Origin of the sequence: Arcanobacterium phocae (assembly GCF_900105865.1) — a bacterium.
GTDB classification, from domain to species: domain Bacteria; phylum Actinomycetota; class Actinomycetes; order Actinomycetales; family Actinomycetaceae; genus Arcanobacterium; species Arcanobacterium phocae.
Map to the genome: position 1 here is coordinate 776,980 of NZ_LT629804.1, position 15,376 is coordinate 792,355.

Genomic DNA, 15,376 nt, shown 5'->3' on the forward strand with positions numbered 1-15,376 from the left:
AAGTGTTCTAACGTAGAGATTGTGAAGAAAAAAGGTTCAACATCTGTCCTTACTGGTCGCGCACTCATCACCGGAGGTACATCTGGCATGGGGGCGGCGTTCGCTCGTGCGTTAGCGGCTCGCGGATGCGATATTGTTTTGGTGGCGCGAAATAAAGAGCGGTTAGCGGAAAATGCTAGCGTGCTCACGCAGCAATACCAGGTAGATGTTCAGATTCTTCCCGCAGATTTAAGTACGCGCGATGGAGTCGACGCCGTTAAAGCTCGGCTTCTTGAACAAGCCGATCCAGTAACGATATTCGTGAATAACGCCGGGTCTGGGATGTACTCACCGATGGCGACCGACGACGCCACCCAGCTACGTGCCGGTGCCGAACTTATGGCGTTAGTTCCGATGGAGCTTGGTGGAGCTGCCGCGTTCTCAATGAAACAACGTCACGCCGGTGTCATTATTACTACTGCATCGGTAGCATCGCTTGCCCCGATGGGAGCCTACGCGGCCGTCAAAGCATTCGTACGAATGTGGTCAGAGTCCCTGTCTATCGAAGTTGGCCGATACGGTGTACAAGTTGTTGCTTTCTTGCCTGGTTGGGTGAAAACCGAGTTCCACCAGCGATCCGGTGTTTCGACGTCGTCGATCCCATCATGGCTATGGCTCGACGCAGAGCGCGTGATCGACGAAGCTCTCCGCGATGTTGAACGTGGTAAAACAACCACTATTCCGTCCAAGCGTTTCAAGACGATGGCATTTTTCGCCCGTCACTTGCCACAATCAGTGGTCCACAAGGCCGTCAAGAAATTGAATAAGGGCCGGCGATGAGTGAGCTACACCCATTAGATGACTACCATTCAGACGGTAAACGAAAAGTTCGCAAAGCAGTTCGTAAAATTCTCACCCGGCCAGTGCTGAAAACGGTTCTCAAAGCAACCGTGTGGGGTGAAGAAAACGTTGAAGGGCTCGAAGGAGCCTATGTTGTTGTCGGCAATCACTCGTCGCATCTTGACGCTCCAATGGTCTTTTCATTACTGCCTGAGCATATGACAGAAAATCTTGCTACCGGCGCCGCCGCCGACTATTTTTATCGCAAGAAAGGCATTGCCAAGCTGACGTCAGTATTCTTCAATACGTATCCGATTGAGCGCAAAGGAAAGACCGTTGGCGCGCACGTCGGCCGGGCAGCCGGAATGACAAGTCGCTTGCTACGTGATGGCATTCCAATTTTGATCTTCCCAGAAGGTACGCGCTCGCGGGACGGCCAGATGGGAATTTTCAAGCCCGGTGCAGCCGCGATTGCATTGAAGATCGGGGTGCCGATTGTTCCGTTAGCGATGTCGGGCGGACACGAAGCAATGCCGGTTGGACGAGTATTGCCACCGTTGAATCATCCGGAAGTTGAACTGTTCATCGGTGAACCCATGCATGGTCAGCCTGATGATACTCCAGAGGTTTTTATTGCACGGGTTCGTCACCAGATCGAGATGATGCTGGAACAGAAGACCGCCAATCCGGATCCTTCACTCAGTTAAGCAGACTGGGCATCGGGAAAACTAGGCGCACAGTCAGACCGCCACCGGGTGTTTCATGCACGCTGACTTGCCCGTGGTGTGCGCTCATAATAGCAGCAACGATTGCAAGGCCAAGTCCTGAGCCTTCGCCGCTACCGCGAGTGCGGGCAGAATTGGCTTTATAGAAACGTTCGAATACATGCTCACGGTCTTTTTCAGATATTCCCGGGCCGTGATCGCGAACTTCAACAACTGCATTTTTAGGTTCGAGCAGATCTATCCCAACAGCAACGTCAACAGGAACTGAGGAGTCAGTATGGGCAGAAACATTGCTGAGCAGGTTCGTTAGTAGCTGCGTCACAGCATTTTGATCTCCCATGATGACGACGGATTCGACGTCGTCGCCGTTAAGGTTGGTGACATTGGCTATTCGTTCTGGCGAACGAGCAAGAAAATCAGAAACAGTGTTGAGTGCAACTGCAGCTAGATCTACTGGTTTAGGATGAATTTCTTTACGCTCATCAAGTCGTGCAAGTTTCAAAAGATCTTCGACCAGGTTAGCCATCCGGCCAGATTCAGATTCAATACGGCCAAAAGCGAGTTCGATTTGCTCGTCTGGGACGCCACCCATACGATACAGCTCCGCATATCCACGAATAGTAGCAAGAGGTGTGCGCAACTCATGCGAAGCATCAGATACAAATCGTCGAACGCGCTGCTCCGAAGCAGCCTGAGCTGCGAACAACTCTTCGATCTCGTCAAGCATAGCGTTAACTGATTCACCGAGGATGCTAACTTCAGTTCCCGGCTTCATTAGTGGAATTCTTGCCGCAAAATTTCCTTGGCGTACATCCGATGTCACGCGCGTGACCGTGCGTAGCGGACGTAATGATCGACGTACCAGTACAATCGATAGCAATGCTCCGATAGACATGATGGCGACAACAAATAGTGCAAGAACCTGCTTGAGATTCGTGACGGTACGTTCCACTTGGGCTAACGGCAATCCGATCAGCACATTGCCTACGGTATGTGGGTTTGAACCAGTAGATGTGAGTGGCACGGAAATAATGCGCCATTCGGTGTCCTCGAATGTGCCATCAACAGTACGGGGTTGATCGAAATAATTTGACGCCAACGTTTCTGCGTGTTCTGGTTTTCCGTATCGTTGTTCGATTGACGGATGTACTTCCTCAACTGCAGTACCGAAATCATCAGAAATATACAGATAGAAGTCAGACGGTAGCAGCGCTTCTGATGTTCCTTGAATGAGTGCATCGACAGTTTGTGAAGCCACGATCTGTCCAGACGATGACAGTGTTTTGTCAGTTTCCGACGTCAGAAAGGTTCGCAAAGAAATAGTTGCAAACGCCGAAACCAACATCAGTGCGGATCCGAGTAGCACAAGGAAAACTACGAGCAGTTGCCACGATAGACGCCCGGTAACGTGTAATTGCGAGGAAGAGTTTTCCATAGGCCATTTACTTGCCAGCGCGCATGACGTATCCGATACCGCGTTTGGTGTGAATAAGCGGCACGAGCGCGGCGACTTGTTCTGGGTCAGTGATGCCGAGTGCTTCGGCCGAGTCTATTTTCCGGCGGAGATAGGAAATATACGATTCAACAATCGAAGCCTCACCAATCCAGTCATAATCCCAGACATGATCAAGAATCTGAACCTTTGATACCACGCGTTCCGCGTTTACCATCAGATACCGTAATAATTTATATTCGGTAGGAGAGAGCTCAACGAGATGACCAGCTCTACGAACCTCGTATGTATCTTCGTTTAGCTCAAGATCATGATAAGTGATAACCGAAGGCTCATCGGTACTAGGATTTGTGCGTCGCAAAATGACCTGGATCCGGGTAACGACCTCTTCCAAGGAGAACGGCTTAGTGACGTAATCGTCAGCACCAGCAGTTAGTCCATGAATCTTATCTTGAAGATCATCCTTTGCCGTCAGGAAAAGAACTGGAGTGTCGGAGTCTTGTGTGCGGATGCGGCGCAAGACTTCGTATCCATCAAAATCAGGTAGCATCACGTCCAGTACGACTAAATCAGGTGAAAATTCTTGGAATAGACGCACTGCGTTACGGCCGTCGTCAGCAGTTTCAACGGTAAAACCGGCGAACTTCAGCGATACGGAGAGGAGTTCGCGAATCGAAGGTTCGTCGTCAACGACCAATATTTTTGCTGTTGATTTTTGTTCTGTCATGGACAATATTTTCCGCTACTAAACTGAGAGAATCCTGAAAATGTGTTTCACAGGTACGGGTACGGATCGAACTCATCGATATCTACTGGATGAGTACGGTTGAGTGGAATATTGAATGCCTGGACATCAAGTTCAAGATCGTGGATGACAAGTCCACGATCTTCTAATTCTGCCAACGGAACAGCAAGGAATTCGCGGAAACAGATAATAGCTACGCGATGTCCAGCGTCGAGTAATGCTTCTAGTTGCGGAAGATAGTCGACGTCATGAGTTCCGACGACGACGTCTGCTTCAGGCCGTTCTTTAAGAATAGCTTCGAGAGTGCGCTGAATTCCTTCATCAACAACTTTCCGCTCTGGATCTTGCGATGTCAGCTGGATTGGCTGCCATCCGATTGCTAGGAGAGCTTGGATGAATGGGGCTGCGGTGCGCTGTGAGACGTTCAAGAAGAAAAAGCCTTTGGCGTTCTTCTCTCGATGGTTTTCGGACGTAGATGTTGCCGGATCGTCAAACGGATCAAATTCGAGAACACGGTCCCAGCGAGGACGTTCCTCAGCGCGTGGGGAGTGCTTAAGAATGTTCACTCCGAGGGTAGCGTCAATGTTTTCACCATCAATAAGAATATACATACTTGTATTTTAGCCCTCTTCGCGACGAAAAGCAGGGCAATATGTAACATATAGCGGTGGGCAGAAACCGACTGGTTTCTGCCCACCGAAGAGTCGATATGTTAGTTTTCGATCTGCTGAGGGTCAGTGTTTGCTTGAAGCATTGCTAACCGTGCCTCGACTTCAGTTGAATTCGAGGACTGTTCAAGCTGAGCAAACTGTTCATCCAATGATGATGCGGCAACTTCTGCCTTGCCTTGAGCAAGGGCTTCTTGCCGGCGTACCGACTCTTCAAAGCGACCAATTTCTGTTGAAGGATCAAGAACGTTAATGGAGCCGATCGCATCTTGGACAGTATTTTGTGCCTGAGCTGACTTTGCCCGAGCAACGAGCTGGTCACGCTTGCTACGTAGATCGTTGAGCTTGCTCCGCATAATATTCAAGCCGTCTTTGAGCTTCGCAACAACCTCACGCTGGGAAGCGATCATCGGCTCTGCATCGTGGGCTTCTTTTTCAGCGGTAATTTGACGTTCGATAGCGACTTTGGCAAGATGCTCCATCTTTTGTGCGCCGTCTTCATTGCCAGCAGCGCGTAGTTCTTGTGCTTTGGAGACAGCGGCCTGGGCTTTGGCGCCCCACTCTTGTGCTGCACGGATGTCTTCGTCGTAATCAGCTTCAGCAAGGCGGAGATTTCCAACTGTAACTGCCACTGCGTCTTCTGCTTCAGCGATCGAATTGGTGTAATCGCGAACCATCTGGTCGAGCATCTTCTGCGGATCTTCGGCGCGGTCAAGTAGCGCGTTGATATTTGCTTTAGCTAACTGGGCCATGCGGCCGAGGATTGATTGCTTTTCAGCCATAGTGGAACCTTTCTTTGGGACAGCGATGTTGAGATACATCTTACTGCCGGTAGTTATTCTTGTAATCTTATACGTAAGTTTTCGTGTTTAGAAGGTTTTTCCGAAACCGCCACCGCCAGATCCGAAACCGCCACCGGAATGTGAGTTGCCGCCAGATCCAAAACTGTTGTTTCCCCAGTCATTCCGACGTGAAGAACCGCCCGACAAAGCTCCGTAGATCAATGACCTGGCAACTCCGGTGAGAATCGCTCCTGCCAGTTCACCACCTAGTTCGGAACCAGTACGCGATTGACGTCCGCTTCCGCGATAATCCTCAATATCAGAATTCAGCGCGCGTTCGGCACGTTGTGCATAGTCCATTGCGGAACTGTATGTCGACAGTTGCTGTTCGCCAGTTTGTGATTGTGCCGAAGTAAATGCACTGTGAGCACGATTGAGAAGAGTGCGTGTATCGGCAGTGACGACCTCGCGATAGCGAGTAACATCTTCATCTAAGCGCGCGAGTTTTTCCTCTAGCCGGATACGGTATTGAGTGAGCTTAGTGTTTCGTTTGTCTTCTTGCTCGGCTGCTGTACGCACGTGAACTAGTGCTAGGTCAAGCTGCCGTTCGGCCTCCTCTAGTTGGTCAGCTACCAGAAGGAGATCGACGGCGGAGCCCGCAGTCGCTCGCGCAATGGCTGCTTCGGCTTCTTGCCGGCGTTGGGTAATCGTGGCGTTTCCTTGGCCCAGCCGCTTTGCATCAGAAATATCGGCAGACAATGATTCAATAGCTTGTGGCAAGTGATCGCGGGCTTGAGCTAACAATGTTGGAGCTTGATCGATGCGATCGATGAGTTTGGACGCTTGGTCGAGTACGCCTTCAGCCATGCGGGCGTATTGTACGGCTTCGCCTTTTTCTGCCTGCTTCACATGAGTATGAGCATCGGTAATATGTGTCGATGATGCGCTTAAAAGAGTACGAATCTGAGACGGGTATGTAGAAATCGTCGCCAATGATTCTTGTGGGAAAGACAAACCAAGATTACGAACCTTAACCTCTGCCAGTGAAAGCTGAGCCTGGAGTTCATCATGGCGTTCTTGCAAATCACTCAGTTTCGAATCTACCCGGTTCGCTAAATCACGTAGTGCAGAAAACTGTTCGGCTTGTGCTTGCATCGTCTCCCGGGCATGGTGTGACAATTGCAGAATCTGAGTATTCATCTGGTGCTGCTGAGCAGGAGTCTCTGGTTCGTCGTCGTCAAGTAACCGCCGCAAGTTAAATGCCTTATGAACAGCTTCTTGAGCTTGTGTTAGGGCATCGTGGAACTCGCGGGTAGCTTCGACGCCGAATTCAGCGCGAGCAAACTCAAGTTCGTTAGCACCAGCGCGAACGTCGTCGTCGGCAGCCAATAATTCAGCCGAAGCCTGTTTCGCTAATTGCGCGTTAGACATATCCTCACTAACGCGAGCCTTTTTCTTTCGCCATACCGAGAATCCAACCACTACTGCGCCGCCAAGTGCTATCAACACGATAACAGGTAGGACATTTGGAGCAGCTGCTTGCCCAGGAGCGACCGGAGCGGGGCCGCCATTACGTAAAGTGCGTACGTGCTCGCCAAACAACTCAATACCAGCGTCCCATTCGCCGTCGTGGAACTTATCCAAGACATCTTGGGAAGTTGCCTGGTTGAGAAGCTCTTTGATCTGGCCATCTGGCGAATAGGCATAGAGCTCAGATGTCCCAACACTGACAGCGAGTAACCCATCAACCGATGTTAGACCAGATTTGTCAAACGTTTTCTGGGCCCAATTATCAGGCGCAAGCCCGTCAAAATTATCAACTGTGATAACCCACAAATTTCCGCTAGAAACCTCAACAATAAGATTTGATAGTTGTGCTTCGCGCTCAGATACGTCTGCGTAGTCTTCGTAGTTCCTGGAAATATCAACAGGAGGAACTGCATACGCCACACCAGGTAACAATAGGAAGATACCTGCTATCACGGCTGCCAATAATCGGCGCAAGTTTCTCATGATTATTGCCTTTCTGCTGAGTAATACCTCAAATCTATCAATTAAGTTGTCTGTTGTGGACATATTGATACGCTTAGCGCGCAAGTCTGCGAGCCTTGCCTGATAGAATAGTTAGTCATATAAGTGTCATAATGTTGCTTAGCTATGTCTGAGTGCGTACTCAAAACTATCGCACTCCGGAAATGAAAGAGAGAATGCCGTGCCTACTGGAAAAGTGAAGTTCTTCGACGCTGAGAAGGGCTTTGGTTTTATCACTGGGGACGATGGTGCCCAAGTTTATGTTGCTCAAAGCGCAGTGCCACTGGGCGTTAAACTGCGCCCAGGAACCCGAGTTGAATACGGAATTGGCGAAACTCGCCGCGGTCCAGCTGCACTTTCGGTCTCGGTGATCAAAAAAGAAAAGTCACTCCTAGAAGTCAATCGCCGGTCACCTGAAGAACTCGTTCCACTCATTGAAGACCTGATTAAGATTCTTGATGTTTCATCCACGCAACTTCGCCGGGGTCGTTATCCCGAGGGTGGACCGCGGATTGCTCAAGCATTACGTGCACTAGCAGATGATTTTGATGCCTAAAAGAATAACTCCACGCAAAAAAGTAGTTAAAGATAAGATTCTCGGCGAAGCTGTTGAATTCGCGAGAGAAGCGCTCACGGATATCACTACTCCTGAGCGGGTAGGCAAACACGTGGGGATGGTCCAGGAGGCCGAACGTCTCGTCACACATGCGTTTGAATGTCTAATGGCTGGATATCGAGGCTGGTACTGGACCGTGTCACTAGTTCGTGCACCGCGGTCTAAGAATGTTTCGGTTGCGGAACTATCGATCCTGCCCGGCGAAGATGCGCTGCTGGCTCCGGACTGGATTCCGTGGGCTGATCGCTTACAGCCATCTGACGTTACGCCTTCAGATCGCTTGCCATATAACCCGAAAGATCCACAGCTAGTCGCTAATGTAGATCCGGGGCTCGATCAGGGATGTGAAACTGTAGGCGTTGACGAGGATGTAATAGCGGACTGGGAGTTAGGTTTGGGCCGTGCCCGAATCATGTCTGATCACGGCCGGGCAAAAGCCTACCGTCGCTGGTATCGCTCCGATGCCGGCCCGCGTAACCAAGCTACCCGCGATGCTCAAGCAACTTGTTCAACCTGTGGGTATTTGATGCATCTGGGCGGTTCTGCACGTCAGCTTTTTGGAGCGTGTGCTAACGAGTGGTCAGCATTTGATGGGCGTGTTGTGTCCCTGGATCACGGGTGTGGTGCTCATTCGGAAACAGACGTTCCGCACCGGGAACATCTATGGAAGCAAACCACGCCAGTAATTGATGAAGCCGAAGTTGAGGTAGCTAAGCGGTAGGCAATGAAATATTTGCAAGGCCGCGTTCGTCATTACTCGTGGGGATCGCACAATGCGATCCCCCGACTTTTCGGGCACCCTGCTGCGGGCGAACCGGTAGCGGAGCTATGGTTCGGTGCGCATAATAATGCCCCGTCCTTTGTTTCCGATGATCCGAGACAGCAGTCTTATGCTCCGCAGGGTGGCAGTGGTGAGCTGTTGTCACTTGCAGAGCTGATTGCGGCTGATCCTCATCGTGTTCTCGGTGATGACATTATTGCCAGATATGGTTCGCAGCTACCATTTTTACTTAAGCTAATCGCACCAGATCAGCCGTTGTCGCTACAAGTGCATCCGTCATTGGAGCAGGCATACCTCGGGTTTGAGCGTGAAGAGCGTGCTGGGATTCCACCGCAGGATCCGCGCCGGTGCTATCCGGATCAAAATCATAAGCCAGAAATGCTTTACGCGCTAACAACGTTTGAAGCGTTAGTGGGGTTCCGCAGTCCGCGCCGAATTCTCGGGGTTCTCAGTGGGTTGGACTGTGCAGTAGCCCAGCGGGTGCGCACTACGATCGCGGCTGAACCCAATAATCATGGGGTGCGTCAAGCATTTTCGCAGTTGATTTCACAAGCAACGCGACCGACGGAGGAGGAAGTGGCAGAGCTGGTGACACAGTGCGCTGCGCGCCGATCTGTCGATTCGCCGTCGCCTCGTGCAGATGCGTTGGCGGTGCGGATTGCTCGGTTCCATCCTGGCGATCCGGGAATCGTGGCGTCGCTGTTGCTTAATCCGGTTACTTTGCATCCGGGTGAAGCTCTATATACACCAGCGGGTATTGTTCATGCCTACATCTCCGGCTTAGGTGTTGAAGTCATGGCTTCCTCCGATAATGTGTTGCGTGCTGGTTTGACCTATAAGCATGTTGATGTGGCGGAGTTGTTGCGCATTACCGACACGGTTGCGGCGCCACCGATCCGTATTGCGGCAGAACGGATTAGTTCCGTGCAATCAACGTTCTATGTTCCGGTGGATGATTTTGAGCTATCCGTTATTTCCTTGCGTCATGCCGATGAGCGTGTCGAGGTTAAGGGTTGTGGTCCACGTATCATTTTGTGTGTGCGTGGTGCTGTAGAGGTGTGGATAGGGAACGAATTTTTCTTTATAAATACTGGGCAATCAATGTTTTTAAGTGCCGACGACGGCGCAATCAGTGTGCGTGGTGCCGGCGAGCTTCTTCAGGTAGAAGCTCCTTAATCTCAAAATGTGAATAAAACACATCTTAAAATATGGACTGGTGTGGCTGGGTGTTATGTCCCTATGTCAGCATTAGGTAAGTGAAGAAAACTACGGGAGCTGACCCAGTAAAACAGCCTGCTGCTGAACAGATGTCATCATCCTTTCTTGAGCGTTATTTCAAGATCACGCAGCGTGGTTCCTCGCTGATGCAAGAAGTTCGTGGCGGTATCGTTACGTTCTTCTCCATGGTCTATATTTTGGTTCTCAACCCAATCATCCTGTCTGGCCCGGATTCGACCGGAGCCTTCCTTGGTGGTGGCGCAGAACCAAACATTCCAGCCATCGCTGCTGCGACAGCATTGATTGCAGGAATTATGAGCGTTCTGATGGGTGCGGTAGCCAATTTTCCGATCGCGCTCGCAGCAGGCCTAGGGCTTAACGGCATGATCGCAGGTTTCGTCAAGCTTCCTGGAATGACCTGGGCGGATGGCATGGGCATCGTAGTTATTGAAGGTATTGTTATCGTTGCGCTTGTTCTGACAGGTTTGCGCGAAGCGATTTTCAAGGCTGTTCCGAAATTCATGCGTTCGGCTATCTCCGTAGGCATTGGTCTCTTCATTGCGTTTATTGGTTTGGTGAACGCTGGAATTGTTCGCCCTGGAGTTGGTACTCCGGTGTCATTTGCAGTCAATGGCTCCATTTCTACGTGGCCACTGGTTGTTTTCGTTGTTGCGCTCCTCTGTATTATCATCATGATGGTGCGCAAGATTAAAGGCGCGCTCCTTTTTGGAATAATCACCGGTACTGTATTAGCAATCATCATCGAAAACTTTGGCCATCTAGGGAACTCTGGCACAGACAATCCTGGCGGTTGGGGACTTACGGTTCCAGCATTCCCTGGAAATCCAATTCAGGTTCCAGATTTTTCCACCCTCGGCCAGTTTTCGATAGTTGGACCGTTCCAAAAGGTTGGCGTCATCGCCGTCGTCGTCCTCACCTTCTCGATCATGCTCGCCGACTTTTTCGACACCCTCGGCACAATGGTAGCTGTGGGAACCGAGGCCGGACTCGTCGATGAGCGGGGTCAAGTGCCACGTACCCGCCATATCCTTCTGATTGACTCACTCGGTGTTGTTGCTGGTGGTATGGGTGGTGTTTCCACTAATACCTCCTTCGTAGAATCTTCCACTGGTGTGGCAGAAGGTGCTCGAACCGGTGTGGCTTCAATTGTCACTGGAATTGCCTTTTTACTTGCGACTTTCTTATCGCCGCTGTTCGCTATTGTTCCCACCGAGGCTGCTGCACCGGCTCTCGTGGTTGTTGGTTTCTTGATCATGCAACAAGTAGTTGAGATTGAATGGGCGGATCTGCGCACTGCGATACCGGCGTTTATGGCGATCGTGTTCATGCCGTTTACATATTCGATCACCGTTGGAATCGGTATTGGCTTTATCGTCCACGTCATTGTTGAACTAGTTCTGGGCAATGCTAAGAAGGTGCATCCACTGATGTACTTAATGAGCGCCGTCTTCGTTATTTACTTCGCACTGGAGCCAATTACCCGTGTACTGGGAATCAGCTAGAGCAACTGGCAACTGAAAGCTCTGCAGGCATCCAACTGGTTGGATGCCTGCTTGGCCTATATATAAGGAGCATAGAAAGGAATAAAATCATTTAGGAAAGGGTTTCGTATAGTAAAAGATTTAATCATAACTTTGGTGGAACTTGTCGGTAATATGAAACGTGAAAGGGGTGCGCTATGAGTGATTTGATGGATACAACAGAGATGTATCTCAAAACTATCTATGAATTAGTTGAAGAGGGGATCCCTCCCCTTCGTGCGCGTATCGTTGAACGGTTGGGACAATCAGGGCCAACCGTGTCCGAAACTGTCGCGCGTTTGGAACGTGACGGCTTAATTCGGATGAATGGCAAGCGTGAAATATCGTTCACCCCTGCAGGGTATGAGAGAGCTGCTGCGGTATTGCGTCGGCATCGCTTGGCAGAAGTGCTGTTATTAGATGTTGTGAAGATGCCGTGGTCCCAGGTACACAATGAAGCGTGCCGCTGGGAGCATGCGATTTCTGATCGGGCAGCGGATCGTATTAATGAATTGCTCGGTGAGCCGAAACATGATCCATTCGGTAATCCAATGCCGAGTGATGAGCCGAAGCCGGAAGAAATGCGGTGTGGCTGTGATGATGGGCTTATGGCGTTGAATAATCCGAGCACAGCGGGGCGTCGAGTGCGGATACAGCGAATTGCTGAAGTTGTTCAGGTAGATGAACAGGGATTGGCGGATCTTCAAGAATTGGGCGTCGTCCCTGGTGCTCAAGGAATTGTTACAGTTGATGGATCGATTATCTTTGACCTTGGTGACGTGCAGGTGGCGGTGCCGGATGATCTTGCCCAGCATGTTTATGTCTCGCTTTATAACGAAAAATAACAATCTATAACAAGCTGTAATATGAATCACTAGCAGGTAGTTTTCTGCGGTAAATCAATGAAAAAGAAATTCTTATGCAAGAGAAAAATGCGGAATTGTTATAGATGTGTGTCAAATTGTTGCCTAATTGTTATAAACGTTGTAGTCTCTTTCTTGTGCCTAAGGGCTGACCGGATTTGATCTGGTTGCCTGAGTCAAGACATAAATGGAGATAGTAAGCAATGGGACGACATTCGATCGCAACGCCAGTAGATGTGAAAAATCCGAACGCTGTGCGTGGTTTGGCTCTAGCCGGGGCGCTGGGTGTTATTGCTGGCGCTGGTATCCCAGTCGCTATGGCGTCTCCGCAGAATGACGTCAATAAAACAGTTCAGGGTGTAGCTAATGCTTCCGTATCGCTTGGTCGCGTTACTGCAGCATCTACTAGTGATTCTGTCGAGGTTCAGAGCGTTGTTTTGAGTGAGGAAGAAGCTAGCGAGTGGTCAATCGATGCAGTTTCGGCAGAAGTTGATCTTGGTGCGGATGTTGTTGAAGCGACTGAGGCCCCTGTAGTTGAGACTCAAGCACCAGCAAAGGCGACCGTTACCCCAGCAGTTGCTACCAGATCGGTTGCACCAGCAATTGCTTCAGGAGATATTGTTTCCATTGCGCGGGCATACACTGGCACGCCTTATGTTTGGGGCGGTACTACACCAGCTGGTTGGGACTGCTCTGGTTTTACTTCATGGGTATATCGTCAAGCAGGTGTTACTATCCCACGGACTGCAGGTGCTCAGTTAGCAGCTGGAACTATTGTCTCAGCTGCCGATGCTCAGCCAGGTGACATTGTGTACTGGCCGGGACATGTTGGTATTTATAGTGGAAACGGTATGCATATTGCGGCTCACACGCCAGCTTTAGGTACCTCTGAATCGCCACTTTACGGTAACCCAACATTTATTCGTATAGGTCGCTGATATATATCTTTCTGACATAGGGAGAGGCCACATGGCTTCTCCCTATGTTGCTATTTTCGAATGTGACATCAACCATATGGCATTGAAACGTGCGATAATGGAAGAAACCAAAGGAGGTTGCCATGTCACATGAAAACATTGTCGTTGTTGGAATCGATGGGTCACCGGCATCGCGAAGTGCATTGAGATGGGCGCATGCCCAAGCCCGGGCTAGAAGTGCTCGCTTGCACCTAGTTTGTGCGTATGAGCTGCCAAGCTATGCACCAGAACTTATGCCGACGAGCGGTGCCAGAATTCCTGCCGGAGATTCGGGATTCTTATACAGTGCAGCCGAAAAAATGATAAAAGAAATCGCTGCTAGTGTTGAAAATCAAGGCGTGGAAGTAACTTGGTCCCTAGAATTTGGTGATCCTACCGAAATTCTCGTGGGAATGTCTAAGAAAGTCGCGCTAATCGTGGTGGGTGGTCGCGAGGAGACCTCTAATTCGCTCGCTGATCGTTTATTGCGAACTGTGTCCTCGGCAGTGCCGTCAAACGCATACTGCCCAACTGTTGTCGTACCAGCAGACCACACTGAAGATGATCTACCGATTAAGCATATAGTAGTTGGCGTTGATGGCTCTGATCATGCCAAAACCGCATTGCAACGCGCCGTTTGGGAAGCTGATCGATGGCATGCTCACCTGTCGATTGTGGCAACAGTTAATACTGCAGCTGCAACATGGATCCCGGCAGACACATTCCGGTCTGGTTTCTTAGAAGAAGTTGCAGAATCGGTGCGTACCCAGCTTGCGGAAGTGGACGAAGGTCGTGAGATCGACGTCGAAGTTCATACTGTTGAAGGAAATCCAGCACAAATCTTGACAGAATTCTCACACAAGGTTGATCTGCTTGTGCTCGGCACCCGCGGGCGTGGCGGTTTCGCGGGCTTGCTTTTAGGGTCGACATCGCAAAGCGTGCTGTCAACAGCGTCGTGCCCAACAATGGTAGTTCCGCGCCGGGTGCGCCCTGGTGATGATCAGGGACCACAGGTTAAATAAAGTTAACGTTGTTCTAGTCTCATAGATGAACCGCACCCGAGTGGTGCGGTTCATTGTGTGGAGACTTTCAGTTACACTAGATAAGTACTCCATTCATCGGTGTACTATGCCCTCGTAGCTCAGTGGATAGAGCACGGCTCTCCTAAAGCCGGTGTCGTAGGTTCAATTCCTATCGGGGGCACGCGAATTTCGTGCCAGATTTCATCTGGAAGCAATCAGAACAAGGAGAATATTGTGGCACTGTCTCGAGTTTTACTCTTTTATAAATTCACGCCGATTACAGACCCAATTGCAATGAAGATGTGGCAGTGGGACATGTGTGAACGGTTGAAACTTCGTGGCCGTATCCTTATCTCTGAACACGGAATTAACGCTACTGTAGGGGGCACGATCGATGCGTGTAAAGCCTATGTCAAGCGAATGAAACAATACCCCGGATTTGCTGATATTGAATGGAAAATATCGGAGGGTTTAGGAACTGACGCTGAGGGATACGCGACAGATTTTCCTCGGCTATCTGTTAAAGTCCGTAAAGAAATTGTAGCGTTTGGTGCCCCGGAAGAACTCAAAGTTGATGAAAACGGCATCGTCGGCGGTGGACGCCATGTGAAGCCTGACGAAGTCGAGCAGATTATCGCGGAGAACCCGGATCTTGTTTTCTTTGATGGACGTAACGCGATCGAAGCGCAAATTGGGCGATTTGATGGAGCAGTTGTACCGCCAACCACTACTACGCACGATTTTATTTCAATTCTTGAATCAGGTGAATATGATGACCTGAAAGACAAGCCGATTTTGGCATACTGCACTGGTGGTATCCGGTGCGAAGTTTTGACCGCGCTGATGAAGAATCGTGGTTTCGACAAAGTAATGCAGCTTGACGGCGGAATTGTACGGTACGGAGAAAAGTTCGGAAATACTGGTCGCTGGAAAGGATCGCTAACGGTTTTTGACAATCGCGAGGTGATGGATTTTCCCGGTGGCGAAGTGGACGTCATTGGTTCTTGTCATTCATGTGGTCAGCCGACTGGGCAGTTGCATAACTGCGACGAGCCATCATGTCGAGCCCGATTGGTGACCTGCGAATCATGCGGTGCGCATCCTGTCTATTGCGATGCGCATAAGGCAACATTGGCTCGTTGAGCTGGTGAATGAG

The 15,376-nt window shown here is 50.2% G+C and carries 15 protein-coding genes and 1 tRNA gene; 11 read left to right on the forward strand and 5 right to left on the reverse strand.

Annotated elements, in window-relative coordinates; genetic code table 11:
* Positions 1-21 precede the first annotated feature (21 nt).
* On the forward strand, positions 22-819 hold the full coding sequence (locus BLT51_RS03290) for an SDR family NAD(P)-dependent oxidoreductase (protein WP_157672882.1): 798 nt from the start codon (positions 22-24) through the stop codon (positions 817-819).
* On the forward strand, positions 816-1,526 hold the full coding sequence (locus BLT51_RS03295; protein WP_091279880.1) for a lysophospholipid acyltransferase family protein: 711 nt from the start codon (positions 816-818) through the stop codon (positions 1,524-1,526). The genes BLT51_RS03290 and BLT51_RS03295 overlap by 4 nt, the downstream gene beginning before the upstream one ends.
* Here the strand turns inward: BLT51_RS03295 and BLT51_RS03300 are convergent.
* From BLT51_RS03300 to BLT51_RS03320, 5 genes are all read right to left on the reverse strand, one after another.
* On the reverse strand, positions 1,519-2,979 hold the full coding sequence (locus tag BLT51_RS03300; RefSeq protein WP_091279883.1) for a sensor histidine kinase: 1,461 nt from the start codon (positions 2,977-2,979) through the stop codon (positions 1,519-1,521). The two genes, BLT51_RS03295 and BLT51_RS03300, sit on opposite strands and share 8 nt — an antisense overlap.
* Positions 2,980-2,986: 7 nt before the next feature.
* Positions 2,987-3,724 (reverse strand): response regulator transcription factor, encoded by a 738-nt coding sequence (locus tag BLT51_RS03305; protein WP_091279885.1) that lies wholly within the window; start codon positions 3,722-3,724, stop codon positions 2,987-2,989.
* Between the two features lie 47 nt (positions 3,725-3,771).
* Complete coding sequence (locus tag BLT51_RS03310; protein ID WP_091279887.1) at positions 3,772-4,353, reverse strand: NYN domain-containing protein; 582 nt, start codon at positions 4,351-4,353, stop codon at positions 3,772-3,774.
* 101 nt (positions 4,354-4,454) lie between these two features.
* Positions 4,455-5,192, reverse strand: a complete 738-nt coding sequence (locus BLT51_RS03315) for a PspA/IM30 family protein (RefSeq protein WP_091282531.1) — start codon at positions 5,190-5,192, stop codon at positions 4,455-4,457.
* Positions 5,193-5,279: 87 nt separating this feature from the next.
* Positions 5,280-7,205, reverse strand: coding sequence for a TPM domain-containing protein (locus BLT51_RS03320; protein ID WP_157672883.1), 1,926 nt, complete (start codon positions 7,203-7,205; stop codon positions 5,280-5,282).
* A 199-nt stretch (positions 7,206-7,404) separates the two neighbouring features.
* On the opposite strand from BLT51_RS03320, the gene BLT51_RS03325 reads away from it, so the two are divergent.
* The 9 genes from BLT51_RS03325 to trhO all read left to right on the forward strand — a co-directional run bounded on the left by BLT51_RS03325 (position 7,405) and on the right by trhO (position 15,363).
* On the forward strand, positions 7,405-7,779 hold the full coding sequence (locus tag BLT51_RS03325) for a cold-shock protein (protein WP_091279892.1): 375 nt from the start codon (positions 7,405-7,407) through the stop codon (positions 7,777-7,779).
* Entirely contained in the window at positions 7,772-8,560 is a 789-nt protein-coding gene (locus tag BLT51_RS03330; protein WP_231943978.1) for a DUF3027 domain-containing protein, read from the forward strand. Before BLT51_RS03325 ends, BLT51_RS03330 begins: the two co-directional genes overlap by 8 nt.
* A 3-nt stretch (positions 8,561-8,563) precedes the next feature.
* Positions 8,564-9,796, forward strand: coding sequence for a mannose-6-phosphate isomerase, class I (gene manA, locus BLT51_RS03335; RefSeq protein ID WP_091279896.1), 1,233 nt, complete (start codon positions 8,564-8,566; stop codon positions 9,794-9,796).
* Positions 9,797-9,927: 131 nt separating this feature from the next.
* On the forward strand, positions 9,928-11,361 hold the full coding sequence (locus tag BLT51_RS03340) for an NCS2 family permease (protein ID WP_091282533.1): 1,434 nt from the start codon (positions 9,928-9,930) through the stop codon (positions 11,359-11,361).
* A 176-nt stretch (positions 11,362-11,537) separates the two neighbouring features.
* Positions 11,538-12,224 (forward strand): metal-dependent transcriptional regulator, encoded by a 687-nt coding sequence (locus BLT51_RS03345; protein ID WP_091279899.1) that lies wholly within the window; start codon positions 11,538-11,540, stop codon positions 12,222-12,224.
* A gap of 221 nt (positions 12,225-12,445) precedes the next feature.
* Complete coding sequence (locus tag BLT51_RS03350; RefSeq protein ID WP_231943979.1) at positions 12,446-13,180, forward strand: C40 family peptidase; 735 nt, start codon at positions 12,446-12,448, stop codon at positions 13,178-13,180.
* A 122-nt stretch (positions 13,181-13,302) separates the two neighbouring features.
* Positions 13,303-14,220 carry a universal stress protein gene (locus BLT51_RS03355; RefSeq protein WP_091279901.1) on the forward strand — a complete coding sequence of 306 codons (918 nt, stop codon included), beginning with the start codon at positions 13,303-13,305 and terminating at the stop codon, positions 14,218-14,220.
* A 108-nt stretch (positions 14,221-14,328) separates the two neighbouring features.
* Positions 14,329-14,401: transfer RNA gene (locus tag BLT51_RS03360), tRNA-Arg, on the forward strand.
* Between the two features lie 53 nt (positions 14,402-14,454).
* Positions 14,455-15,363, forward strand: coding sequence for an oxygen-dependent tRNA uridine(34) hydroxylase TrhO (gene trhO / locus BLT51_RS03365; protein WP_157672884.1), 909 nt, complete (start codon positions 14,455-14,457; stop codon positions 15,361-15,363).
* The last annotated feature ends 13 nt before the right edge of the window (positions 15,364-15,376 follow it).